31 protein-coding genes and 3 pseudogenes are annotated in these 24591 nt (G+C 32.7%); 26 read left to right on the plus strand and 8 right to left on the minus strand.

From position 1 onward, the window contains the following. Window positions 1–85 precede the first annotated feature (85 nt). Window positions 86–232, plus strand: a complete 147-nt coding sequence (locus PTA89_RS09490; RefSeq protein WP_161022768.1) for a hypothetical protein — start codon at window positions 86–88, stop codon at window positions 230–232. 74 nt (window positions 233–306) lie between these two features. Further along, a complete protein-coding gene (locus PTA89_RS09495; protein ID WP_157664640.1) occupies window positions 307–450 on the plus strand; it encodes a hypothetical protein in 144 nt (47 codons plus the stop codon). 289 nt (window positions 451–739) lie between these two features. Here the strand turns inward: PTA89_RS09495 and PTA89_RS09500 are convergent, their stop codons facing one another. Beyond that, entirely contained in the window at window positions 740–1267 is a 528-nt protein-coding gene (locus PTA89_RS09500) for a hypothetical protein (protein ID WP_087449093.1), read from the minus strand. Between the two features lie 98 nt (window positions 1268–1365). Here PTA89_RS09500 and PTA89_RS09505 point away from each other — a divergent pair. From PTA89_RS09505 to PTA89_RS10285, 5 genes and pseudogenes are all read left to right on the plus strand, one after another. Beyond that, window positions 1366–1479 (plus strand): annotated as a pseudogene (locus tag PTA89_RS09505) (helix-turn-helix transcriptional regulator); the annotation flags it as partial. Window positions 1480–1688: 209 nt separating this feature from the next. Continuing rightward, on the plus strand, window positions 1689–2054 hold the full coding sequence (locus tag PTA89_RS09510; RefSeq protein ID WP_225361187.1) for a transposase: 366 nt from the start codon (window positions 1689–1691) through the stop codon (window positions 2052–2054). Window positions 2055–2056: 2 nt separating this feature from the next. Further along, window positions 2057–2335 carry a transposase gene (locus PTA89_RS09515; RefSeq protein WP_324177467.1) on the plus strand — a complete coding sequence of 93 codons (279 nt, stop codon included), beginning with the start codon at window positions 2057–2059 and terminating at the stop codon, window positions 2333–2335. Then, window positions 2308–2841, plus strand: a complete 534-nt coding sequence (locus tag PTA89_RS09520) for a DDE-type integrase/transposase/recombinase (protein WP_324177468.1) — start codon at window positions 2308–2310, stop codon at window positions 2839–2841. The genes PTA89_RS09515 and PTA89_RS09520 overlap by 28 nt, the downstream gene beginning before the upstream one ends. Window positions 2842–2868: 27 nt before the next feature. Further along, window positions 2869–2952 (plus strand): annotated as a pseudogene (locus PTA89_RS10285) (IS3 family transposase); the annotation flags it as partial. Between the two features lie 201 nt (window positions 2953–3153). Here the strand turns inward: PTA89_RS10285 and PTA89_RS09525 are convergent. Beyond that, complete coding sequence (locus tag PTA89_RS09525) at window positions 3154–5088, minus strand: translation factor GTPase family protein (protein WP_324177469.1); 1935 nt, start codon at window positions 5086–5088, stop codon at window positions 3154–3156. Window positions 5089–5275: 187 nt separating this feature from the next. Here PTA89_RS09525 and rpsN point away from each other — a divergent pair, with 187 nt between their 5' ends. Together rpsN and PTA89_RS09535 are read left to right on the plus strand one after the other, a co-directional pair. Then, entirely contained in the window at window positions 5276–5545 is a 270-nt protein-coding gene (gene rpsN / locus PTA89_RS09530; RefSeq protein ID WP_003703463.1) for a 30S ribosomal protein S14, read from the plus strand. Between the two features lie 19 nt (window positions 5546–5564). Beyond that, entirely contained in the window at window positions 5565–5672 is a 108-nt protein-coding gene (locus PTA89_RS09535; protein ID WP_003708625.1) for a putative metal homeostasis protein, read from the plus strand. A 48-nt stretch (window positions 5673–5720) separates the two neighbouring features. On the opposite strand, the pseudogene PTA89_RS09540 reads toward PTA89_RS09535, so the two are convergent. After that, window positions 5721–5873 (minus strand): annotated as a pseudogene (locus PTA89_RS09540) (glutamate/gamma-aminobutyrate family transporter YjeM); the annotation flags it as partial. Window positions 5874–5931: 58 nt separating this feature from the next. Here PTA89_RS09540 and PTA89_RS09545 point away from each other — a divergent pair. Beyond that, window positions 5932–6450, plus strand: coding sequence for a helix-turn-helix domain-containing protein (locus tag PTA89_RS09545; RefSeq protein WP_047036129.1), 519 nt, complete (start codon window positions 5932–5934; stop codon window positions 6448–6450). Window positions 6451–6452: 2 nt separating this feature from the next. Continuing rightward, on the plus strand, window positions 6453–7349 hold the full coding sequence (locus tag PTA89_RS09550) for an IS3 family transposase (RefSeq protein WP_081538457.1): 897 nt from the start codon (window positions 6453–6455) through the stop codon (window positions 7347–7349). Between the two features lie 251 nt (window positions 7350–7600). Here PTA89_RS09550 and PTA89_RS09555 read toward each other — a convergent pair whose 3' ends face one another. The 4 genes from PTA89_RS09555 to PTA89_RS09570 are packed head-to-tail and all read right to left on the minus strand — an operon-like array spanning window position 7601 to window position 10730. Next, window positions 7601–8221, minus strand: a complete 621-nt coding sequence (locus PTA89_RS09555; RefSeq protein ID WP_324177470.1) for an NAD-dependent epimerase/dehydratase family protein — start codon at window positions 8219–8221, stop codon at window positions 7601–7603. A 56-nt stretch (window positions 8222–8277) separates the two neighbouring features. Further along, window positions 8278–9102, minus strand: coding sequence for a MurR/RpiR family transcriptional regulator (locus PTA89_RS09560; RefSeq protein ID WP_003703447.1), 825 nt, complete (start codon window positions 9100–9102; stop codon window positions 8278–8280). Between the two features lie 45 nt (window positions 9103–9147). Then, on the minus strand, window positions 9148–9837 hold the full coding sequence (locus tag PTA89_RS09565) for an N-acetylmannosamine-6-phosphate 2-epimerase (protein ID WP_003699384.1): 690 nt from the start codon (window positions 9835–9837) through the stop codon (window positions 9148–9150). Between the two features lie 20 nt (window positions 9838–9857). Continuing rightward, window positions 9858–10730 carry an N-acetylneuraminate lyase gene (locus PTA89_RS09570; protein ID WP_003699386.1) on the minus strand — a complete coding sequence of 291 codons (873 nt, stop codon included), beginning with the start codon at window positions 10728–10730 and terminating at the stop codon, window positions 9858–9860. Between the two features lie 233 nt (window positions 10731–10963). On the opposite strand from PTA89_RS09570, the gene PTA89_RS09575 reads away from it, so the two are divergent. From PTA89_RS09575 to PTA89_RS09625, 11 genes are all read left to right on the plus strand, one after another. Continuing rightward, entirely contained in the window at window positions 10964–11827 is an 864-nt protein-coding gene (locus PTA89_RS09575) for an ROK family protein (RefSeq protein WP_003699389.1), read from the plus strand. A gap of 84 nt (window positions 11828–11911) precedes the next feature. Further along, window positions 11912–12349 carry a nucleoside-diphosphate kinase gene (gene ndk / locus PTA89_RS09580; RefSeq protein ID WP_003699392.1) on the plus strand — a complete coding sequence of 146 codons (438 nt, stop codon included), beginning with the start codon at window positions 11912–11914 and terminating at the stop codon, window positions 12347–12349. Between the two features lie 298 nt (window positions 12350–12647). Then, on the plus strand, window positions 12648–13379 hold the full coding sequence (locus PTA89_RS09585; RefSeq protein WP_069469563.1) for a sugar phosphate isomerase/epimerase family protein: 732 nt from the start codon (window positions 12648–12650) through the stop codon (window positions 13377–13379). A gap of 9 nt (window positions 13380–13388) precedes the next feature. Then, window positions 13389–14570, plus strand: coding sequence for a cation:proton antiporter (locus PTA89_RS09590; protein WP_069469641.1), 1182 nt, complete (start codon window positions 13389–13391; stop codon window positions 14568–14570). A 19-nt stretch (window positions 14571–14589) separates the two neighbouring features. Further along, entirely contained in the window at window positions 14590–16095 is a 1506-nt protein-coding gene (locus PTA89_RS09595; protein ID WP_003699397.1) for a sodium:solute symporter, read from the plus strand. A 177-nt stretch (window positions 16096–16272) separates the two neighbouring features. After that, a complete protein-coding gene (locus tag PTA89_RS09600) occupies window positions 16273–16935 on the plus strand; it encodes a serine dehydratase beta chain (protein WP_324177471.1) in 663 nt (220 codons plus the stop codon). Window positions 16936–16947: 12 nt separating this feature from the next. Then, entirely contained in the window at window positions 16948–17829 is an 882-nt protein-coding gene (gene sdaAA / locus PTA89_RS09605; protein WP_003703459.1) for an L-serine ammonia-lyase, iron-sulfur-dependent, subunit alpha, read from the plus strand. Between the two features lie 16 nt (window positions 17830–17845). Beyond that, window positions 17846–18160, plus strand: coding sequence for a metal-sulfur cluster assembly factor (locus tag PTA89_RS09610; protein ID WP_003703477.1), 315 nt, complete (start codon window positions 17846–17848; stop codon window positions 18158–18160). A gap of 26 nt (window positions 18161–18186) precedes the next feature. Then, window positions 18187–18678: a DUF1440 domain-containing protein gene (locus PTA89_RS09615; protein ID WP_003708605.1), complete on the plus strand. Its 492-nt coding sequence runs from the start codon at window positions 18187–18189 to the stop codon at window positions 18676–18678. A 116-nt stretch (window positions 18679–18794) separates the two neighbouring features. Further along, window positions 18795–19580 (plus strand): carbon-nitrogen family hydrolase, encoded by a 786-nt coding sequence (locus PTA89_RS09620; protein ID WP_081538435.1) that lies wholly within the window; start codon window positions 18795–18797, stop codon window positions 19578–19580. Between the two features lie 17 nt (window positions 19581–19597). Continuing rightward, window positions 19598–20803 carry a pyridoxal phosphate-dependent aminotransferase gene (locus tag PTA89_RS09625; RefSeq protein WP_324177472.1) on the plus strand — a complete coding sequence of 402 codons (1206 nt, stop codon included), beginning with the start codon at window positions 19598–19600 and terminating at the stop codon, window positions 20801–20803. A gap of 41 nt (window positions 20804–20844) precedes the next feature. Here PTA89_RS09625 and tnpA read toward each other — a convergent pair whose 3' ends face one another. Further along, the gene (gene tnpA, locus PTA89_RS09630) at window positions 20845–21276 is read right to left on the minus strand and encodes an IS200/IS605 family transposase (protein ID WP_044005747.1); all 432 of its coding nucleotides are present in this window, start codon (window positions 21274–21276) and stop codon (window positions 20845–20847) included. A gap of 99 nt (window positions 21277–21375) precedes the next feature. On the opposite strand from tnpA, the gene PTA89_RS09635 reads away from it, so the two are divergent. The 4 genes from PTA89_RS09635 (at window position 21376) to PTA89_RS09650 (ending at window position 24403) form a co-directional block, all read left to right on the plus strand. Further along, complete coding sequence (locus tag PTA89_RS09635) at window positions 21376–22653, plus strand: RNA-guided endonuclease InsQ/TnpB family protein (protein WP_044005746.1); 1278 nt, start codon at window positions 21376–21378, stop codon at window positions 22651–22653. A 360-nt stretch (window positions 22654–23013) separates the two neighbouring features. After that, window positions 23014–23280 (plus strand): hypothetical protein, encoded by a 267-nt coding sequence (locus PTA89_RS09640; RefSeq protein WP_003710794.1) that lies wholly within the window; start codon window positions 23014–23016, stop codon window positions 23278–23280. A gap of 20 nt (window positions 23281–23300) precedes the next feature. After that, entirely contained in the window at window positions 23301–23642 is a 342-nt protein-coding gene (locus PTA89_RS09645) for a hypothetical protein (RefSeq protein WP_003710792.1), read from the plus strand. 113 nt (window positions 23643–23755) lie between these two features. Further along, the gene (locus PTA89_RS09650; protein ID WP_081538440.1) at window positions 23756–24403 is read left to right on the plus strand and encodes an HAD family hydrolase; all 648 of its coding nucleotides are present in this window, start codon (window positions 23756–23758) and stop codon (window positions 24401–24403) included. Window positions 24404–24591 lie beyond the last annotated feature (188 nt).

Consider the following 24591-nt stretch of genomic DNA (forward strand, 5'->3'; position numbering starts at 1 on the left):
TTTGTGTTATTAACACGGTTTAACCGTGTTAATGTATACATGTAAGGTTGATAAGGGCTTTACAAATCTAAGAAAGGAGAAAGTTATGGATGAGGCAATAAAAATAGCCTTAGCTATCTACTTCATATCAGATATGTTCTTAAATCTATATAAGAAATATCTGGAAGTCGAAAAACTAAGACTAGAAAATAAAAAAACAAAATCAGAACTAAGATATAGACGAAAACATTAAAGTTCTGATTAAACCACAATGAAAGGGGCTTGCCCCTTAATTTGTGGCACCCTCATCATAACATAATAACGATTATGAATACAGCATTATTATATATAATCTTAGCAGTTGTAATTGTTAGCAAAATAATTGATTTTTATCTTGATAACAAAATCAAGGAATTAAAAAAAGAACAAGAACAACTAAAAAAAGAGCTAGATGAATTGAAGAAGAAATAAGGAGGTGTAGAGAGAATTAATAAACCATTCAATGAGTTTGAAGTCAAAAATAAAAAAGTTTTTATTGATGAAAAAGAAGTTAAAGCAGTTAAGAATTTGAATATAAAAAAAGGTAAGGGAAACCTTGTTGAAGTAACTCTTACCTTTGATGCAGTACCTAAACATGAATAACAAATTATACGTGATGTTGTTGTTGTGGATTTTACTAGCCTATGCCAACTTTAAAGTCAGTGAGTACAAAGGAAAGTCAGATATTGTATTTTCTATAATTACAATACTTATTGTAGTTTTAATTAGTGAAATAATTTAGTGTCAATAAAAGACCTATAAGTATAAGAAGTAGCTCGATAGTACCATATTTAGATAAAAAATATATTCTAATCAAGTGAAAAAAGCTTGAATATTGTTTAGTGTTCATTCGATAATATCTACTTCTTGGTGGAATACCAATCAATGATGTTACTTTTTCGTATTGTCTATCAAAAGTCCAAGAAAAAGAGTGCCATAACTCTTGTAAATTATCGTTATATTCTCCATTAAACATCCATAAAGCGTATTTTTTTAAAGATGGATAATAATAACCATTTGACTTTTGCAAGATAGAATATATATTTTTACCTAATTCTGCAATTTCATCATCAGAAAGTGATTTATCGTAAAATTTATCTTCAATCAATTCAAATATTTCATGATAAGCATTTTCAAACACTATTCTAGCAGTTACTTGTTTTTCGGTTCTAGTAGCATAGAGTCCACCAATTATAGCACTTAAAAAACCTACAAGAGCAGTTATTAAAGTCGATATAAGGCTATTCATAAAATCACACCTCCTTTCATTAGGAGATGAGTTAATTATATCAAACACAGTTTCGGAAGTATGTTAAATCAATAAAGTTAATATTAATAGAAAGAGAGATGATTAAAGTGCCAAAAATAACACTAAAGGCTGCAAGAGTTAATGCAGGATTAACGCAAAAAGAAGCAGCCAAGAAAATAGGGATTAGTTATCAAACATTGTCAGATTATGAGTGAAGTGCCTTACAATTGTTAGACAAAGTCTAGCGATTGTGAGGTGCTTTTTTCGTATGACTAAATATACTCAAAAATTCAAATTAGATCTTATTCAAGAATACCTAGATACTGGCTGTTCACAACGATGTCTAAAAAATAAGTATTCTTTACCAAAAGATACCTAAAAAAAATGGTGGACTGTATACAATTTAAAAGGACCCGAAGGGTTGAAATTACGACATTTCAAACGTAAATTTACTGTTGATTTTAAACTTCGTGTGATAAACTACTACCTAAATAATGATGTTTCAATGTCCAAAGTGGCGGCTTCCCATAATCTTTTGTGTTCACAGATATCTATCTGGTTGAAGTTGTTTATGGAAGGTGGATCTGAGGCCTTGAAACCCAAGAAGAAAGGTAGGCAAAGTAAGATGTCAAAAATGACAAAGAAGGATGCACGTAAAATTTTAAAAAAGGAAAGTGATGAAATTGCGGCACTAAAGAGTGAATTACGTCAAGTCAAAATGGAGCGTGATATCTTAAAAAAATCGTTGACCCTTTTCGGACCCTCAAAGCCAAGGAGAAAACAATAATTGTGGATCAGATCAGGGTAGACCAACAAAACTTGCCAAAAAAGGAACGATATGGGATTGGTGAGCTTCTAAAAACGATTGACTTGAAGCGACCAACTTATTACGACGAACGCAAACGTATCATCAATAAAAATGATAAGTATGCTGATGTTAAGGTGGTAATCAAGGAAATAGCGGAAAAAGGTAAATGGAGAGGTTCTTATACATACAGCTATCGCCGTATAATGCCACTTCTTGAGAAAGCTGGATATCAATGGCTGAAGCTACTTTACATCGTTTAATGAACGAATTAGGTGTACAACCAGCTATGTATAATCGCCGTAAAAATAATCACTATTCTTCTTATAAAGGTACAGTTGGTAAGGTAGCTGATAACTTGTTAAACCAAACATTTGATGCTACATCTCCTTTTACTGTTCTTCATACGGATGTTTCACAAGTACGTTTAGGTGATTCGACCTGGGCTTACATGTCAGTCATTTTAGATCAAGCTACCAAAGAAGTTTTAGCTGCTTCTGTTAGCCAAAGCTCAAATAAACTATTGATTATGGATACATTAAGTCAGCTTGAGGATAACCTCCCCAATAACTTTAATCCAATTATCCATTCTGACCAAGGATGGCACTACCAATTAGACTATTATCGTGAAAAGATTGATTCATTAGGTTTAATTCAAAGTATGTCCCGCAAGGGAAACTACCTAGATAACGCTCCAATGGAAAGTTTTTTCCATCTTTTTAAAGTTGAATCACAGCCTGAAATAAAGAAGTGTAAGAATATTTCTTAGTTCACACAGTTCTTTAACAAGTATGTCAATTGGTACAATAATGACCGAATTTCCAATAAAACAAAAAACATGAGTCCGGTTGATTACCGAACCCATGTCTTAGCTGCTTAAAAATATTTTATTTTTGTCTAACTTTTTTGTTGCACTTCAGATGGTGTCCTTTTTTTAATTAGATTGACGTGTGGGCTCTCTTTTATTTTGACGCAAAATAAAGAAAATAAAAGAAGGACCGTAATGTAAAAAATTCTACATTATCAGTCCTAAATATTATACAACCAATATATTAACCTTTTCATCTGACTTCGCTTTTTGCTAATTCATCCCATTCCAAAAATACTCGCAATGCATAGTTGTAGGTACATCTTTCCAGTCAACTGTATATCCAGCTCCATGAGAACAGAAAACAGATTGTGGAGTATTTTCTAAATCTGATACAGGATCATAATTTTGTTGAGATACTATATCTGTCGAATTATGACAAGGATAATAACCAGCAACTTCCAATTCTAGTGTGCCATTCCCATGAGTATATGCGCGTACATTGGTGGCATAATTGTACATTTCTGAAACAGGAGCAATTCCAGTTAGTATCCCCTCAACTTGTTGTTCATCCAAGGTACCATGCATTCGTTGAATATCATTGATTGCACGACCAATTTGAGTACGATCAACTTTTAGTCTGAAACGATACCAAGGTTCTAAGAGTTGGCAATTATTATTTTCTCTGAGCATCATTAAGCCTTGTCGAACTGCGCGACTGCAAGCTTGACGGAAATCTCCACCAACAGTATGTACATTGCTAGCTTTCCCACCTAAAAGGGTGATTTTTACATCTGTAAGAGGGGAACCGGTTAATACTCCTAAATGTTCTTTAGCTTTGAGATTAGATATAATTTGATGTTGCCAATTTTTGTCTAATACTTCTAGACTACATTGATTTTCGAATTGGAGTCCACTACCTCTTTCTCCTGGTTCTAGTAATAAATGTACTTCTGAATAATGACGAAGTGGTTCGAAGTGTCCAACCCCTTCAATAGAATTAGTGATAGTTTCTTTATATAAAATATTTCCTTTAGTAAAAGTGACGTTTAAATTATATCGATCAAGGAGTATTTGTTCTAAGATCTCTAACTGAATTTCTCCCATAATTTGTACACTAATTTCTTGAAGATGTTCAGACCAAGTAACATGTAATTTAGGATCTTCATCTTCTAATTCATGAAGAGCTTTTAAGCAAGTTTGAATATCACTACCATTAGGATCAAGAGCATAACTTAGAACAGGGGTAATAGTTGGAATAGTATCTGCTTGATTTTCTCCGATACTTAGCCCTGGATAGGTATTGATTAATCCAGGAATGGTACAAACTTGACCAGCATTAACAGTTGGATAAGTTGAAAATTTCTCTCCATTATATACTCTAATTTGACTAATCTTTTGTTCAGGCAATATTTCTTCTCGAGGTTTTAGCGAACCACCTAGAATACGAAGCCATGTTAGACGTTCACCTTTATCATTATGTGAGATTTTAAATATCTTTGCTTGGAAATTGTTTGGATAATGCGGCTCTTGTGTCCAATGATTGAATCCTTGCAAAAATTCATCAATACCATCTAATTTTAAAGCAGAGCCAAAATAGCATGGGAAAATAACTCTATCAGAGATTAGTGATAGAATTTTTTCATCAGATATGGTATTAATTTGCAAATACTCTTCAAATAATGATTCATCGCACATTGCAATATCTTCAATCATATTATCAGAAGAAAAATCAATAATTGATTCATCTAATTCACTTTTTAATTGAGATAAAATCTGTGAGGCCTTATTAGTGCTGATATCAATTTTATTAACAAAAATAAATACAGGAATATGGTAATGATTTAGCAAATTCCAAAGAGATCTAGTGTGACTAGTAATCCCATCAGTAGCAGAAATAACTAATATAGCATAGTCAAGAACACTTAAAACTTGTTCTGTTTGAGTAACAAAATCAACGTGTCCTGGAGTATCTAAGATAGTCAGTGAAAGATCATTATATTCTAAATTAGCTTGATGCGAAAAAATAGTAATACCACGTTTCTTCTCTAGTTGGTCGGTATCTAGGAAAGTATTACCGTTATCAACGCGACCCAAATTGCGTAGATTCCCAGTTTGATACAGTAACGCTTCGGAAAGAGTAGTTTTTCCTGCATCAACATTGGCAATAATTCCAGTAACAATGTGTTTCAATGAATTAATAGGCAATTAAAAAAAATGCCATTCTCCTTTCTAATCTTAGAGTAGTTAATAAGATAATTGTAGAAAATTGAAAAAAAGTAGTCAAATTATACAACTTTATTTTGAATATGATTAATTTTTATTGACTTTTTAAATCGTAATTGATATCATTTAAAAAGTAATGATTACTATTTAAATGAAATGAGGAATACATTTGGCAAAAAAATCAAAAATTGCAAAGTACAGAAAACAGCAAATGTTAGTTGCTAAATATGCAGAGATAAGAAAACAGTTGAAAGTAAATCATGATTATGAGAGCTTGCGAAAATTACCTAAAGATTCTAACCCTATACGATTAAAAAATAGAGATGAAATTGATGGTCGTCCACGTGCATATATGCGTAAGTTTAAAATGTCACGTATTAATTTTAGAGAGTTAGCACATCAAGGAAAAATACCAGGTATCCACAAAGCAAGTTGGTAGTTAAAGAGAGGTGAATATAATGGAAAAGACAGATTTAGCAAGTGCTTATCGTCGTTTGCGAAGCAGTAATCGTAAGACTAAGAAACGTGCGCTTAAAATAATTAAAGCACATAAAAAGAATAAATAAGAAAAAGCCTTAGTTAGTCCGACAAATTATCGTTAACTAACTAGGGCTTTTAAAAGTTGAGCCATATTCTGCAAGCATCATAGATACTGGTAAGAAGAAAAAGATGGCTGCAAAAATATACCAGATGATACTAGCATATCCCATTTGCAAAAAAGCAACTGGCATATTAGCGAAACCAAAGATACTTGAAAAAATCATCATGATGAAGTGCCTTACAATTGTTAGACAAAGTCTAGTGATTGTGAGGTGCTTTTTTCGTATGACTAAATATACTCAAAAATTCAAATTAGATCTTATTCAGGAATACCTAGATACTGGCTGTTCACAACGATGGATAGAAAATAAGTATTCTTTACCAAAGGATACCTTAAAAAAATGGTGGACTGTATACAATTTAAAAGGACCCGAAGGGTTGAAATTACGACATTTCAAACGTAAATTTACTGTTGATTTTAAACTTCGTGTGATAAACTACTACCTAAATAATGATGTTTCAATGTCCAAAGTGGCAGCTTCCCATAATCTTTTGTGTTCACAGATATCTATCTGGTTGAAGTTGTTTATGGAAGGTGGATCTGAGGCCTTGAAACCCAAGAAGAAAGGTAGGCCAAGTAAGATGTCAAAAATGACAAAGAAGGATGCACGCAAAATCTTAAAAAAGGAAAGTGATGAAATTGCGGCACTAAAGAGTGAATTACGTCAAGTCAAAATGGAGCGTGATATCTTAAAAAAATCGTTGACCCTGTTCGGACCCTCAAAGCCAAGGAGAAAACAATAATTGTGGATCAGATCAGGGTGGACCAACAAAACTTGCCCAAAAAGGAACGATATGGGATTGGTGAGCTTCTAAAAACGATTGACTTGAAGCGACCAACCTATTACGATGAACGCAAACGTATCATCAATAAAAATGATAAGTATGCTGATGTTAAGGTGGTAATCAAGGAAATAGCGGAAAAAGGTAAGTGGAGAGGTTCTTACACATACGGCTATCGCCGTATAATGCCACTTCTTGAAAAAGCTGGATATCACATGGCTGAAGCCACTTTACGTCGCCTAATGAACGAATTAGGTGTACAACCAGCTATGTATAATCGTCGTAAAAATAATCACTATTCTTCTTATAAAGGTACAGTTGGTAAGGTAGCTGATAACTTGTTAAACCAAACATTTGATGCTACATCTCCTTTTACCGTTCTTCATACGGATGTTTCACAGGTACGTCTAGGTGATTCGACCTGGGCTTACATGTCAGTCATTTTAGATCAAGCTACCAAGGAAGTTTTAGCCGCTTCTGTTAGCCAAAGTCCAAATAAATTGTTGATTATGGATACATTAAACCAGCTTGAGGATAACCTCCCTAATAACTTTAGTCCAATTATCCATTCTGACCAAGGATGGCACTACCAATTAGAATATTACCGTGAAAAGATTGATTCGTTAGGTTTAATTCAAAGTATGTCCCGCAAGGGAAACTGCCTAGATAATGCCCCAATGGAAAGCTTTTTCCATCTTTTTAAAGTTGAATCACAGCTTGAAATAAAGAAATGTAAGAGTATTTCTCAGTTCACACATTTCTTTAACAAGTATGTCAATTGGTACAATAATGACCGAATTTCCAATAAAACAAAAAACATGAGTCCGGTTGATTACCGAACCCATGTCTTAGCTGCTTAAAAATATTTTATTTTTGTCTAACTTTTTTGTTGCACTTCAGATTAAGCTAAATAAGCCTATTTTTTTGTTTTTATCATTCATAAAAATTCTCCTTTAAAAATGATAAGAAACATTCTAACACATGATGATTAAAACAAGGTTGAGTAATTGGGAAAAAGATAATTAATTTAGTGAGGAATTGATTTAATTTTTTCTGTAAAAACACTAAAATTACAATTACAGATAATTAACTTATGATTACAATTTTAGTATTATTTAATTCTATAAGTAAGTTCACTACTTTTTTCTTCTATTATATAGCGTATTTCTTTAGCAAATCTTTCCCTGCTAATTGGACGATATTTTCTTAGAAAACTAAATAGTTTGAATTTTAATAAAAAGTCTAACATTACAGCTAGATAATAGTTGCTTCTTCGAAATTTAGAATAAACTAATCCGGGATAGACAGATATTGCACGATTGCCCAACTTTCTACTAGCATAATTTTCAACAGTTCTTTTAGCATGTAAATAATTATTTAAAAAGAATGGAGCTGAATTAGCAGAGATAAACAAGAACTTGTTATCGAAATTAGTGATGCTATCAATGATTAACTTAGCAGGTTCAATGCTACTATTTTCATAGGTTTGATTTTTTGATTTATTAGGGAGAAGAATTCCTACACAATCAATAACCCAGTCAGATGTTTGAAGTAAAGAATGCCAACTAGTATCATGTGCTAAGTCAAAAGAATGATAATTAACACCAGCAATAGAATTAGGGCGTTTGCCATTACGTGAAATAGAGTGAAGCTCTAAAGTTGTATCTTTTGATAATTCCAGTAATATTCCTTGGCCAACTAACCCAGTTCCACCAACAACTGCAATTTTCATAGAAGATTCCTTCTTTCAAAAAACACCAACCGAGAAAACTCAATTGGTGCCTATTTTTATTTAGATAATTTTCGATCCATAATTAACTCAACGGTCTTATTCATAGTAGAACTATACTCGGATTTTTCCATAAGTTCCATTGTAATAATATCAATAACATACACAATTGCTAACTGAGAATTGATAAAGCGAGTATTATCAACAAAATTACTATTTTTGACAACCGCACTCCAGGTAGAGAGCTCAATAAGTGGACTTTGATAAAATCCAGTAATGCTGATAATTTTTGTTCCTTTTTGTTTGGCTAAAGAACAAGCAACATTTACATCATCAGTATTACCAGATTGACTAATGGCGATGATAACATCATCAGAGTTTACAATAGTACTATCTATAAACATCATATGGCTATCGACTGTACAAAAAGCAGCAATTCCCATACGAATTAGTCGTTGAGTGAATTCTTGTGCAGTATAACCTGAACTTCCTAAACCGTAAACGTAGACACGACGAGCTTTAGTAATAGCATGGACAATATTATGAATAGTGTCAGTATCTAGTTGCTTCCAAGTACCTTGAAGTACTTTTTGATAGAATTCGTAAACTTTATCTCCCATAGAATCGCTTTCAGAAGAAACTGGAACCTCAGGAGAGCTAGCAGCAGATATAGCGAGCTTTAATTTAAAATCATGAAAATCAGAACATTCCATTCTACGCACAAAGCGAGTGATAGTAGCATTACTAACACCCGCTTTTTTAGCTAATTTAGTAATATTCATAGATTGTACTTCTTGAGGATTTTGAAGAACTTTTAAAGCTACTTTACGTTCTTGGCGAGAAAGTGTGGAGAAAATTGCTTCTATATTATTAAGCAAATTCATCAACATCACCCCTGATATAATTTATCTCAAGTATAGCACAATTTTTTACTTAATTGCGTCCATAAATTTATTTGCAATTTCTAGTGGACGAGTAATCGCGCCACCAACTACTAAGGCATGTACACCTAATTCTAAAACACGTTTAGCTTTTTGGGGGAGATCAATTTTACCTTCAGCAATAACTGGATGCTCAGCAACTTTTAGAACTTCTTTTAAATATTCAAAATCATTATCAGCAATATTCATACCTTTAGTAGTAGGGGTATAGCCATGCATAGTCGTACCGATAATATCGAAACCAAGTCTATTAGCTTCTTTGACATCATTGAGATCACCAGTATCAGCCATAAGAAGAGTATTAGGAAATTCTTCGCGGAATTGAGGAATGATTTCTTCCAATTTTTCTCCATTAGGACGTGCTTGTCCTGTTACTTGGCAAGCAACAACTTCAACTCCAGTAGCGGCAACTTGACGCATTTCTTTAAGAGTTGGAGTAATATATACATCAGAATCTGGATAGTCTTTTTTTATAATTCCAATAATTGGAAGTCCAGTCTCGTCTTGAATAGCTTGAATGTCAACGATAGAATTAGCTCTAATTGCAGGTGCGCCAGCCATTTTAGCTGCACGTGCCATACGTGCCATAATGAAAGAGCTATGTAAAGGTTCACCTTCAAGTGCCTGACAAGAAATAATTAATTTTCCATGAACTTGATCAAGAAAGGTATTTTCCATAATCTTCACCCCAATTTCTACTATTCTTTGAAATATTTTTCGTAAATCTTTTGAGCTCCAGCTTCCATTTCAGGAGTTGGTTTGCTCATAGGTTCTTTGCAGTAGCCAGCATGAACCCCAAGTTTTTCAAATACTAACTTAATAGTAGGATATAAATCATTATTTAAAAGATCAGTAATATAGTCATTACTTAATGTTTGAAGTTCACGAGCTTTTTCTATATCTCCAGCCTCGAAAGCTGCAATTTCTTCTTTAACACGAGGAGCGTTTAAGTTAAATGTTGAACCAATTGCACCATCAACGTCCAATGCAAGAGCAGGTAATAACATTTCGTCAAAACCTGAAAGAATTAACTTATCTGGGAAACGATTACGAACACGTTCTAGGAGATAGAAATCGGCATTAGTATATTTAATACCTACAATTTTTGGATTTTCAAATAATTCAGCAAATTGATCTAGAGATAATGCGACACCTGTTAAGGCTGGAATAGAATAAATAATAAGTTTATTATCTACACCTTCAAGAATTGAATTATAATAATTCTTAATTTGTTCAAATGAGAAATTATAATAGAAAGGTGTAACAGCAGAAATCATAGGGTAACCTAAATCAGTCACATATTTAGCTAATTCTTTTGCTTCATTTAAATTCAAAGAGCCTACTTGAGCAATAAGATGTGTTTTGCCAGCAGCTTCTTCATAAGCAACCTTGAAGATACTCTTTTTTTCTTCTGTACTAAGCATGAAAGTTTCACCAGTACTACCACCTACATAAAGTCCATCGATATGATTTACATCAATATTGTAACGAACCATTTCACGAACGCCGTCTAAGTTAACAGAACCATCTTCGTTAAATGCAGTCATAAGAGCAGAATAAAGTTTTTTCATAATCTATTACCTCACAATTCATTTTTGATAACGCTTTAACTACCTTCGCTTATACTATACAATACGAAAAAAATTATTTCAACAACATATTTAGATAATAATTATCATAATCAAACATAAACGTTGTTATATCAATGCGATAATTATTTTTACAAAATTAATTTGAGAAAAAAAGTATCTTATGCTATATTGAAAGCGGTTATAATAAATTCCTTTAGAAAGAAGGTAATCAAATGAAAAAATATTATTTAGGTTTTGATGTAGGTGGTACTACCATTAAATACGGCTTGATTGATCCTGAATTAAATATTATCGAAAGTAGTAGTTGTCCAACTTTAGAAAATAAAGATGGTCATATTTTAAAAAGCCTAAAGAAAATTACTGAAGAAATGATGAATTCTTACACTTTGCTAGGAATTGGTGTTAGTACAGCTGGCATTGTTGGTAAAAATGGTGAAATTCAATATGCTGGTCCAACAATCCCAGGATATATAGGAACACCTATAAAGAAGGAGTTAGAAGAATTATCTGGATTACCAGTATCAGTAGTTAATGATGTAGATGCTGCTTTATTAGGAGAACGTTTAGCTGGTGGTGCGAAAGGCAGTGACAATGTTTATTGTATAGCGTTAGGTACTGGTATAGGTGGTGCATATTTTTATGAAGGGAAATTATTTTCTGGTGCTCATGCTGGTGCTAATTCTATTGGTTATGCTCTTTATGATAAAAATACTAAAACAGACTATCAGAAAAGAGCAGCTACTTTAAGTTTAGAAGCTTACTTGAAAAGATTTGATACATCTGTAATTGATGCTTTTGAAAAAGCTAAAGCTGGTGATGAAAGATTTAAAAAGATTATTGAAGATTGGGGAGATGAAGTAGCACGAGGTGTAGCAGAAATTATTTTGTTATTTGATCCTGAACTTATCTTATTAGGTGGTGCAGTTGCTAAACAAGGAGAATATCTAGTTGATTTAGTAGAAAGACATCTTGAAGAATATGTTCCTAAAGGATTGATACAGACACAAATTAAGGTTAGTCATTTAGCAAATAAAGCACAACTTTTAGGTGGAATTGCTGAGCTAGTAAATATATAAATAAAAAAATTTGTTGAGTGTTCATTAGTGTTAGATTATACTTATAGGTAATGATAGGTAAATTTAACGAGAAGAGAAAGAGAAGTGACAAATTTGGCAGAAGAAAGAACACTTATCTTAGTTAAACCAGATGGAGTTTCAAGTCATCATGTAGGTGAAATTATCACTAGAATTGAGCGTAAAGGATATGAAATTGAAGCTTTAAAGGTTGTATCAGCTACAGAGGATCAATTAAAACAACATTACAATGATAAGGTTGACAAACCATATTTTCCAGATATGTTATCTTACATGCAATCAGGTCCAATTGTGGGGATAGTTGCGGCAGGTACAAATATTACTAAAGCAATGCATCGAATGGCTGGTAATACAAATCCAGGAGAAGCTGAATTTGGAACTATCCGTGGAGATTATGGGCGAGAATGGCCTTATAAACATATCCAAAACGTGGTGCATACATCAGATAGTGTAGAAAGTGCGCAACGTGAAATTAAAATATGGTTTCCAGAATTTAATTTTTAGAAGTAAATAAAGATGAAAGCTAAGAATTACACTAATTTAACGTGATTCTTAGCTTTCTTTATTTTACAGATATTATATTTTTACTTTTATCAAAATAAAAAAATTTACTTTTTATAAAATACTGATATAAAAGAATTATCACCTTATTTTGAAAATAAATATCTTTTTTAAGTGTTGAAATATTTATTTTCTTTTTATATAATGACGTTGTTGAATGAAAACGTTTTATAAATAGAGAGTGCTACCTTCGATTACAACACTGCACAGGAATGATATTAAGAAAGGCGGTTGGATATAAATGCATGTATCTATAAACACAGCTATTTTCGAAAATGAAGTAAAAAAAGGTAAGAGCCAATTAGAATGCTTGAAAAGTCTACCAGAGAAATTGATAGATAGCATTGAAGTGCGTGGAGAGTTTTTTAATGAAGGCAAAATTGAAGAAGAATTAGGAGAAATCGCTAATTTGTGTAAGGAAAATGGATGGAAGTTATTTTATTCTGTTCCGCAAGAATTGTTTAATCAAGAAGGTTTCAATCAAGATATCGAAAATAAGATTTTAATAGCTGAAAAGTATAATATCTCTAACTTAAAATACAGTTTAGGGCATATAGATATTAGGAATACAAATTTTAACAAATTAAATGATATTTTAAATAATACATCTGTAAATGTAACTATTGAAAATCAACCTAATGCCAATGGAACTTTAGTAGAAATGAAAAAAGCAATAAATTATTTAAGTGATAATCATATCAAATTAGGATATACATTTGATTCTGGAAATTGGTATTGGATAAATGAAAATCCACATGTTGCTTTTGATGAATTGAAAGACAATATTTCTGTATATCATTTAAAAGATATAAAAAATAAAAATACGATGATGTTAAATGATGGAAATACAGATTGGAAGTATATGTTAAATGAATTAGATCAAAATATACCAATATTTTTAGAATATGGAATTGATAAAGATAAAGTAGTTGATGAAATGGAGAAAGTAGAAGAGGTATTGATGAAACGGTAGGTGTTATCAATGACGTATCTCGTTGAATTGTTTATAATATTGCTTTTGACAAAAATAGGTGCCCATTTATCTAATGTATTTAATTTTCCAAGTGTAATTGGAGAATTATTAGTAGGAATTATTGCAGGTCCTGCAGTACTTGGGATTTTAGCTCCGACTAATTTAGTTCATTATTTTTCAGAGCTGGGAGTAATCATTCTAATGTTTATTGCAGGATTAGAAGGAAATTTACAGATGCTGATGAAGTATTGGAAACCATCTGTAACAATTGCGATACTAGGTGTAATTGTTCCAACAGGAAGTGCAGCACTTTTATGTGCATTAGTATTTGGCTTTTCTTGGGAAACAGCATTATTTATAGGGCTGGTTTTAAGTGCAACTTCAGTAAGTATTACAGTTCAAGTACTTAGAGAAATGAACCGGATGAATAGTAGAGAAGGGGCCATGATTTTAGGTGCTGCAGTAGCTGATGATATCATTTGTGTTATTTTACTAGGTTTGAGTATTAGTTTTGTTGGAAGTAGCGGAACATCAGGTATAGCATTATTAAAATTAATTGGTCCTAAGATACTATTTTTTGTAATCGCATTCTTGTTAGGAAAGTGGTTTGTACCTAAATTTTTAGAAATATTTAGTAAGTTAAATGCGAGCGAAAATGATACAACTGCAGCGATAATTTTATGCTTTGGTTTTGCTGCTTTGGCTGTGTCTATGGGAATGAGTGATGTTTTGGGAGCTTATTTTGCAGGGTTAGCGATTTCTGAAACAAAATTTAAAGAGAAATTGTCATTGAAGATTGAACCTATAGGATATGCTGTTTTTATACCAGTATTTTTTGTAAGTATTGGATTGAGTATTAGTTTTAAAGGAATGCAAAATGATATTTTCTTTATTATATTGCTAATTATTATAGCAATTTTGGGAAAACAAATAGGATGTGGTCTTGGAGCAAAAGCTTTTGGATTAACTTGGGATGAATCGAATATTGTAGGAGCAGGAATGGTATCACGTGGAGAAATGGCACTAGTTGTAGCCAATGTAGCTCTGAATGCACATGTTGTTGATCAAAATCATTATACTGCCATGATAATTGTAACCGTAATCACAACTTTGATTGCTCCACTAATTTTAAAATTCTATATACAAAGAACAGAAAGAGAAGAAGTTTACACAAAAAATCAAATTAATTAATATTATGAGGTGAAACGAAATGGAAAAAGTCGGTTTTGGTACTCTTAATTGGATTGTCCTAGTTTTATATTTGCTAGCAATGTTAGCAGTCGGAGCTTATTTTACTAAAAAAGCAAGTAAGAATACAGATTCATTTTTCACAGCTGAAGGTAAAATTCCAGCTTGGGCTGCAGGATTTAGCATTTATGCTACAACTTTAAGTGCTATCACTTTTATGTCTACACCTGAACAAGCTTTCTTAAATGATTGGGCATATTCAATTGGTAATTTAGCAATTATTGCTATCATTCCAATTTTAGTTAAGTACTATGTTCCATTCTTTAGAAAATTAAAAGTTCCAACAGCTTATGGATACTTAGAAGAAAGATTTGGTCCGGTAATGCGAATTTTAGGTAGTTTACTATTTATGCTTTATCATATTGCTCGAGTAGCTATTGTTATTTACTTACCTATCATCGCAATTACATCTGTTTCGGATATTAATCCAATTATTATTGCATTATTCGTAGGCGGACTATGTATCATTTATACATTCCTAGGTGGTATTGAAGGTGTTATTTGGTCAGATGTTATCCAAGGTATTTTGTTACTAGGTGGTGCATTATTAGTTATCATTCTAGGTGCTCACTATATTGATGGTGGTTGGGCTACTGTAACTTCTGATGCAATTACACATCATAAATTAATTTCTGGATTTGATATGAAAGTAAGTGATTTATCTAAGTTTTTACCTTTGATTTTTGCAGGTCAATTCTTTAATAGTTTATATCAATATACTGGTAGTCAAGATGTTGTGCAACGTTATCAAACCACAGCAACAATGGAAGAAACAAAGAAATCTCTTTGGACAAATGGTATCTTAGCATTTATCACAATTCCTATTTTCTACGGAATGGGTACAGTTCTGTTTAGTTTTTACAACCACGCAGCAGTGCTACCAAAAGGATTTAACACAAGTGCAGTTGTACCATACTTTATTGTAACTAAACTTCCTGCAGGTATTGCTGGACTAGTTATTGCTGCTATCTTTGCTGCTGCTCAATCAACTATTGCTTCTAGTTTAAATGCTATTTCTTCTTGTGGTATTGTTGACTTTAAACAAAGATTCTTTAATGATAAATTTAAGAATATTAGTGATGTTGCTTTAGCTCGTTGGATTATCGTAATTTCTGGTTTATTTAGTTTAGCAGTTGCTATTTACTTATTAGTTGGCAATACTTCAGAAACATGGAACTTATTCTTAGCAGTAACTGGTTTGTTTGGTGTTCCTATTGCAGGTATCTTTGCTGCAGGTATTTTTACAGAAAAAGCTAATACTGTTGGTGCTGTAATTGCTTTGATTGTAGCAGCTGGTTTAACATATTATGTACAATCTTTAAATATTTCTCCATTTATTACAAGTAGCGTATCATTCTTGACATCATTTGTAGTAAGTTACCTTGTGGGTCTAGTTACACCACAATACAGAAAGGATGTAACAGGATTAACAGCTAAAACTATTGATGTGGAATACACTAAAAAATAATTATAATTAGAATATGAAAATTGCTGGTAATTTTTAAACAAAAGTTATCGGCAATTTTTTATTTAAATAGGAAGAAACTATTCTTTATTTTATTATCATAAAAATAATTAAAAGTTACAGCTTATGTGGTGTGCTATAATAATGTAGAAGATATCCTAGTGAAAGCAGGTACTCGGTTTGAGTAATTTATATAGAAGTGTTTTTGATATTATTGGACCAATAATGATAGGTCCTTCAAGTTCTCATACTGCCGGTGCGGTTGCAATTGGAAGGGCAGCTAATGATTTATTTGGTGGCATTCCTAAAAGGGTAGTTGTACATTACTATGGCTCATTTGCTAAGACGCATCGTGGTCATGGAACAGATTATGCGATTGCGGCAGGAGTTCTAGGCTTTGATGCATCAGATCCTAGGGTTCCCAATTCTAGACAAATTGCTAGAGAACAAGGAATAGATATTAGGTTTGTAGAAGAGAGCGGTGAAAGTCCTATTCATCATCCTAATACTGCAGTTTTAGATTTGATTGGTGGAGATAAAAGAGTGCAAATTTCAGGTTGTTCCATTGGTGGAGGAACCATAGAGATTCGTAATATTAGACTTCATGGAATAGATATTAAACCAACCGGACCACTATCAATTATACTTTACGTAACCACCAATACAGAAAGGGATAACGGAATATCACTTATTGAGGACTTGAATAGGTTAGCTCCATTTTATAAGAAACAAGTTTTAAAAAATAATGAATATACAATATATGAATTTGATTTGAAACAACAATTACAAGAAGGAATAAGAGGATTTTTTGTTAATAAATATGAAAATATCATCTGTCTATAAGAGGAATTTAAAATGTATGCAAGTATAGAAGAATTAGTTAGCGATGCTACAATTAAAAACTTACCAATATCTGAATTAGTTATTCAAGCTGAGTGTAACGATATGAACGTTTCCAGAAATGATGTATGGAGAAAAATGAAACATAATTTAGATACTATGAGATTAGCAGTTAGTCGGGGTGCCCATGGAATTGGAGTACACTCTAAAACAGGATTAACAGGTGGCGATGCTGTAAAAATAAAAGATTACCGAAAATCTCACAAAACATTATCTGGAGATATGATAATGTCAGCAGTACAATCAGCCATTGCTACAAATGAAGTTAATGCAGCGATGGGAGTTATATGTGCAACTCCAACAGCAGGATCTTCAGGTACTCTTCCAGGAGTGTTATTTACTCTTGAAAAAAGGTTGGGATTAGATGAAGAACAAATGGTGAGATTTTTATTTACTGCTGGTGGATTTGGAATGGTTATTGCTAACAATGCTTGCATTGCAGGTGCTACAGGTGGTTGCCAAGCTGAAGTAGGTAGTGCTTCTGGAATGGGAGCAGCTGCGGCTGTAGAAGTAGCAGGCGGGACTCCTAAACAGAGTGCTAATGCAATGGCGATTGCAATTAGTAATTTATTAGGTTTGGTATGTGATCCTATTGCAGGTTTAGTAGAAGTGCCTTGTATTAATCGTAATGCTATTGGTTCTAGCAATGCTTTGATATCTGCAGACATGGCACTGGCTGGTTGCGAAAGTATGATTCCAGCAGATGAAGTAATTAGTGCGATGGACAAGGTCGGTAAAAATATGCCAGAGTCACTACGAGAAACTGGAATTGGTGGTTTGGCAGGAACTCCAACCGGACAAGAAATTAGAATGCGTATTTTTGGTAAAAATCTATAGGAAAGGACCAAGTCGTATGAGAAGTAATAAAGAGGTCAGAGATGATATAATAGAGAAGCTAACAACAGTGGTTGATCCCGAATTGAATATAGATATTGTTAACTTAGGATTAATTTACAACGTTGACTTAGATGAAGATGGCATCTGTTTGGTAGAAATGACATTGACTACAATGGGTTGCCCACTTACTAACATTTTGGCAGATATGGTTACAAGAGCTTTGAGAGATATTCCAGAGATAAAGAACGTAGATGTTGAATTTGTATGGGAGCCAATGTGGACGACAGACCGTTTAAGTCGATACGCTAAGTTAGCTTTAGGGATACACTAGTAGCAATTCAAAGAGGGGTGATTTTTGTGAACAAAAGTCTAAAAAATGTTTTAATTGCTGGAACTGCATCAGGGATTATTTCTGGTTTAGTTAAATTAGGTTGGGAAAATATTATGCCACCTAGAACTCCAGAACGCGATGAAGTTAATCCTCCACAAACTTTCTTACAACAATTGGGAGTACCGGCAGAGATAACACAATCAACTTATAAATATTCTGGTCATAGAATGCCATGGGCTAGTTTTCTAATTCACTTCGGATTTTCAGTAACTTTTGCAACAACATATGCATTAGCATTGGAAAAGAAAATGAATTGGTTAACTAAGAAACAAGGTATTCCATTTGGTGTAGCTATGTGGATTGCTTTCCACTTGGTAATTATGCCAGCTATGAAGACTATTCCAAGTGCTAAACGTCAACCTTTAGAAGAACACTTATCAGAAGTATTGGGTCACATTTTCTGGATGTATACTAATCATGAAGTGGCTAAAGAAATTTTAGATAGATTAAACAAATAATGGAAGTAAGGATTAAGATATGTAAATCTTGATCCTTATTTTTTATTAGTATTTTTTGTTTAAAAATGATAGAGTATAATTAAATTATCATAATTACTTGAATAAGAGGTGATCGCATGACATTAAGGATTGCATTGGCACAAATTCCTGTCAAACACGGGAAACCTGAAGAAAATTACAAAAAGGTTGCTCAATATTTAAGCAAGGCAGCACAAGCTAAGGCGGATGTAGTTGTCTTACCAGAATTGTGGAATACAGGTTATGACCTAGCAAGGTTAGAAGAAATTGCAGATGTTGAAGGCCAGCGAACTAAGGAATTTTTACAAGCTAAAGCACAAGAATATAAGATTGACATTGTTGGTGGATCAGTTGCGATTAAAGAGCATGAACAGTTTTACAATACAACTTATATAGTTGATAAACAAGGTAAGCTTATTAGTGAGTATCGTAAAGTTCATTTGTTTAGATTGATGGATGAAGATAAGTATTTAGCTGCTGGTGATCAAAAAAATGTTTTTGAGTTAGCTGGTGTGAAGAGTGCATCGTTCATCTGTTATGACATCCGATTCCCAGAATGGTTGCGGACAGTTGCCAAGAAAAAATTGAGTGTAATCTATGTCGTGGCTCAATGGCCTCAAACTAGAATTGAACAATGGAAAGCCTTGTTAGTTGCAAGAGCGATTGAAAATCAAGCTTATGTTGTTGCAGTTAATCGAGTGGGCGATAATCCTGACAATAAATTTAATGGTCATTCACTGATAATTAATCCTTTAGGTGAAGTTTTAAGTGATAGTGGCGATCAAGAAACATTGACAGTTTATGATTTAGATACATCCGAAATGGAAAAATTCACTCAACAAATTCATGTATTTGAAGATCGTAGACCAGAATTATACGACTAAGAAAGCGAGGAAAGACGATGGAATTTGAGAAATCCGAAATTCTAAAGAATCTACCAAAGCAATTCTTTGCTAATTTGGTAATCAAAGTTAACAAAAAAATTGCAGAAGGAGTAGATGTTATCAATCTGGGACAAGGTAATCCTGATAAACAAACTCCTAAATATATCGTTAAGAGCACACAAAAATGGGTAGCTAGTCCGCAAAGTCACAAGTACTCATTATTTCGTGGACAACCAGATTTTAAACAAGCTATAGCAGATTTTTATCAAGAAAAGTATCAAACTACATTTGATCCAGAAAAAGAAGTTGCAGTTCTTGGTGGCTCTAAAACGGGCTTAGTCGAACTACCACTGGCTTTGATGAATCCTGGCGATGTATTTTTATTACCAGATCCTGGTTATCCAGATTATTGGTCTGGAGCTACACTTGGACAGGTAACTTTTGAGAAAGTTCCACTTTTGAAGGAGAATAATTTCTTACCAGATTTGAAATCTATTCCTGAAGAACTTGCTAAAAAAGCTAAATTTTTCTATATTAACTATCCTAATAATCCGACAGGTGCAACCGCAACTCAAGAATTTTACGAAGAATTAGTTGCTTGGGCAAAGAAATATGAAGTAGGTATCATCAGCGATTTTGCATATGGTGCAATTGGTTTTGATGGAGAGCGACCATTAAGTTTTATGGAGATTCCAGGAGCTAAGGATGTTGGTATCGAATTTTATACCTTCTCTAAGACTTTTAACATGGCAGGCTGGCGAGTTGCTTTTGCGGTAGGAAATGCTGATATCATTGATGCTTTAAATCTTATCCAAGATCATTTATTTGTAAGTATCTTTCCAGCTCTACAATATGCAGGAATTGATGCTTTGAAAGCCCCAGAACGCGATGCTGAAATCAGTAAGATTGTAGATCGTTACGAAACTAGAAGAAATGCGTTCATCCAAGCTGCTGAAAAAATCGGATGGAAAGCTTTCGTACCTAAGGGAACTTTCTATGCTTGGATGGAAGTACCAAAGGGATATAGTAGTGAAGAATTTGCAGATTTACTTTTGAATGAAGCTGGAGTAGCAGTAGCTCCTGGAAATGGTTTTGGCGAATATGGAGAAGGTTATGTACGAATTGGTTTGTTAATTGAACCAGAACGTTTAGAAGAAGCAGTTGATAGAATCGCAAAACTTAATTTATTTAATGACGATTTGGCGGAAATCCCCTTACTTTAGTGAGGGGGGATGGATAGCCTAAGCCTAGGACTCGTAGAGTCCTATTTTTTGTATGCATTATATTTATGGTCGTTAATATATCTCTCAACAACATCTTTACTCATGTTACCTAGAGAGCCTAGATAATAGCTAGAAGACCATAAATGACCGCTCCAATATTGTTTTTGTCTAATTTCTGGATGTGTTTGTAAGAATAAGAATGCACTTCTGCCTTTTAGTGCTTTGATTACGTCTACTGCTGATTTTCTCGGTGGAAATGAAATAAGCATATGTACATGGTCTGGCATTACTTCCATTTTTTCAATGACTATTTCATTGTCGTCAGCTACTCTTTGTAGAATATCTTTCATTTCGTTAGATAACTTTTCATTTGTAAAAGTCTTATTTCTGTATTTTGTACACCAAATTAAGTGAAAATGTAAATTATACACATAACGTTTTGTGTATATTGCGTCTTTTATTTTATTAGTCATTGTATAGTCTCCTTTACCTTATAAAATTAACGATTTCTATTGATACAATCTAATACATTGATTATAATTATAGTATAAACTTAAAGGAGGTGAAATACAATGAAGAAGATGAGTGATTTAGAGTATCATTATGGATTGAAAATGCGCATTTATCCAAGTACTAACCAAAAGAAGATTATTAAAATCAATGGTAACATTGCTAGAACTGTTTATAATAAAATGGTTGCTATTGACCAAGAATTATATAAGTTGAAACAAGTTAAGTTACCTATTGATATTGTTAAGGAACGTATTAAAGAATTAAAAAGTCGTAAAAACGCTAGAAATTTATCTAATCATTATCAGTACATGCAAGATAAGAATATTGATAGTTTAGCTAAAGCTAACGCTATTCAAAATTATCAAAAAGCATGGAAGATGTTTAGAAAAGTACATTCATCTGGTACACCTAAGTTCCATAAAAAGAGTTACCGTTTGAGTTATCAAACTAATGCTCAATATGGTAAAGATGCTAAAATGGACGTTTATTCTGCTAGCGTAAAATTTCTTGATAAGAATCATATTAGTTTGCCTAAATTAGGTAGATTAAGAGTATCTGGTTCTCACCGTCGTATTATTGACAATAAAGATGATATTAGAATCGGTACTGTTACTATCTCTAAAGATACAGCTGATAGATACTTCGTATCAATGCAATTAGGCTCTGATACACCATTTGTAAAGAAATTAGCTAAAACTAATTCTCAAGTTGGTGTTGATTTGAATACAGAGAATTTTTTGACCGATAGTTTTGGTAAAGTGGTAGCTAATCCACGTTATTACCGTACTATTAAAGGTAAAGTAGCTAAAGCTCAAAAAGTATTATCTAGAAGGCAAAGAAGAGCTAAAAAAGAAAAACGTTCTTTACGTGATAGTAAAAATTACCAAAAACAAAGAGTTTTAGTAGCTAAGCTCCATGACAGAGTGCGCAATCAACGTAATAACTTTTTGAATCATGTTACTACTGCACTTATTAATAACCACGATTTGGTGGTAGTAGAAAATTTGAGAAGTAAAAATATGCTCAAGAATCACGCTTTAGCTATGTCTATATCCGATGTTGGTTGGAGAAACTTTTTACAGAAATTGGATTATAAAGCTAATTTGTATAACAGAACAGTTATATCGGTTAATCCTAAAAATACAACACAGACTTGTTATGCTTGTGGCTTTATAATGGGAACAAATGGAACTGATAAGTTGAATCTCAAGGATAGAGAATGGACTTGTCCTAATTGTCATGAACATCATATTAGAGATTGGAATGCAGCTAAAAATATTCTAGCTAAAGGATTAGATAAGTTAGAAAAACCAAAAAACTTAGCTAAAGCTAAGTAAAGGGTGCGTTTGGCAGCTTGCGCCACCCGTATATTATTGTATACAAAGTGCTGTGGTAAATTGATGTGTAAGACGTAAGTATCTTTTTTTGGATATTTATGCTGTATTTTACCCACGGAAGAGTGTGTTAGTAGAGCCGAAAGGCTTGAACACTCACAAGCCCCATGTCTTTAGACTGGGGTGAGTTGACATAGTTGGGAATAGTGGCAAGACAGCGATGTTTTGTCGCTATTTTTTTGAACATACATGGATATGTTGTTAACCAAATAAGCAGAAAAGAGTGTTAATTAAGAAAATACAGAATTAAATTTAATTAAAATAGTATAATAATGGCAAAAATAGAGAATAGGTGGTGGAATGATGGATTATTTAGTTATTAAGGCAATTATTTGGATATTTTTTATAATATCAGCAATTTTGAAAGTTAATTATAAGAAAAAACATGGTGAATTAGATAAACGAGCTAGAAAGCAAGCAACATTAGGAACATTTCTAATAGTAACTACAATATTTGATGAAGGTTATGAGAATAAAATACTATATATAATAGTATTAATAGCACTGTTGGTATATATAGTATTAGTGATATATAGATTAGTTATGGCTATTAAGGATAGGAAAAAGTAATAAGAAAGGTGATAAAGCAAATGAAAGCAATCTATAGAGGTAGAAAAGTAGATGTTTGGCAAGTGAGTAGAGATAATGTCCAGCCTGATTGGGTTAAAGATGCTTTTGAGCATAATGGGTTGCGATGGTTACATGGTAGTGGTAATAAAGTCAGAATTTATTGGCCAGCAGTTACTAGAGCAAAAAAAGGAATAATACGAACTATTTTAAATGGAATTTCAGCTTCTTTTGTTGGTATAGCTGGTGGTGCATCGGCAATGTATGACATTGGCTTTGAGGGAGATGTTATCGACTTTACCAATTCTAAGGTTGTTACAGCCGAAAAGTTCGCTAAGAAATATCGGATAGTGTCTGAAGATTGAGGTAAAGGTATTAAATTGTCTATGACAAGATAATCAACTTTTATGTCAAAATAAGATTGAATAATTATATGATATAATAAATATGTATTACGAAAGGTGGTTGATTTATTGTGATTAAAGCGGCTATATTTGATCTTGATGGATTGCTAGTAGATACAGAAATTGTATCTTTAAAAATATATCAGGAATTATTATCTGAATATGGATATAGTTTTACTAAAGAAGAATATGCAAAACATTATAGTGGTAAAACAGAAAAAGAAAATATTAAACGTTTTATAGATACGTATAACTTATCGGTATCTTATCAGGAATGTTTAGATGAAGTTTTGAATATTGAACGCAAACTTATTTCACAAGGTGTGGAATTAAAAGTAGGGGTAAAATCTCTACTTGTGTATCTAAAAGAGAATAATTATAAAGTAGCTTTGGCAACATCAAGTACCAAAGATAGAGCGATCTCTATTCTAAAAGGGCACGATATTCTCAGCTACTTTGATGAGTTTGTATTTAGTGAAGATGTAACACTAAGCAAGCCTAATCCAGAAGTTTTCTTAAAAGCTTGCGAAAAAATAAATGTATCAACTAATGAGGCAATAGTTTTAGAAGATAGTGAAAATGGTATTATGGCTGCCTACAATGCACATATTCCAGTTATTTGTATACCTTATATGAAAAGACCAGCGAAAGAATATTTAGAGAAAACTATTGCTGTTTGTAAAACATTAAACGATGTTATTGATTATTTAAAAACAAAATAACAGTTACCGCATAATAAAAGTAACATAATAAAAAAAGTTGAATATAAAGATAGGACCAATTTACTAATTTATGCAAAAATGTAGTTTTGAATCTACAAAAATCGATTATTTGCATAAATTTTCTAATTGGTCCTATTGCTATATTGCATATTTACTTTTTATCTATTTCCTTTTATTTATTTCTTTCC

The sequence above is a fragment of the Ligilactobacillus salivarius genome (assembly GCF_035231985.1).
In the GTDB taxonomy this organism is placed as follows: domain Bacteria; phylum Bacillota; class Bacilli; order Lactobacillales; family Lactobacillaceae; genus Ligilactobacillus; species Ligilactobacillus salivarius.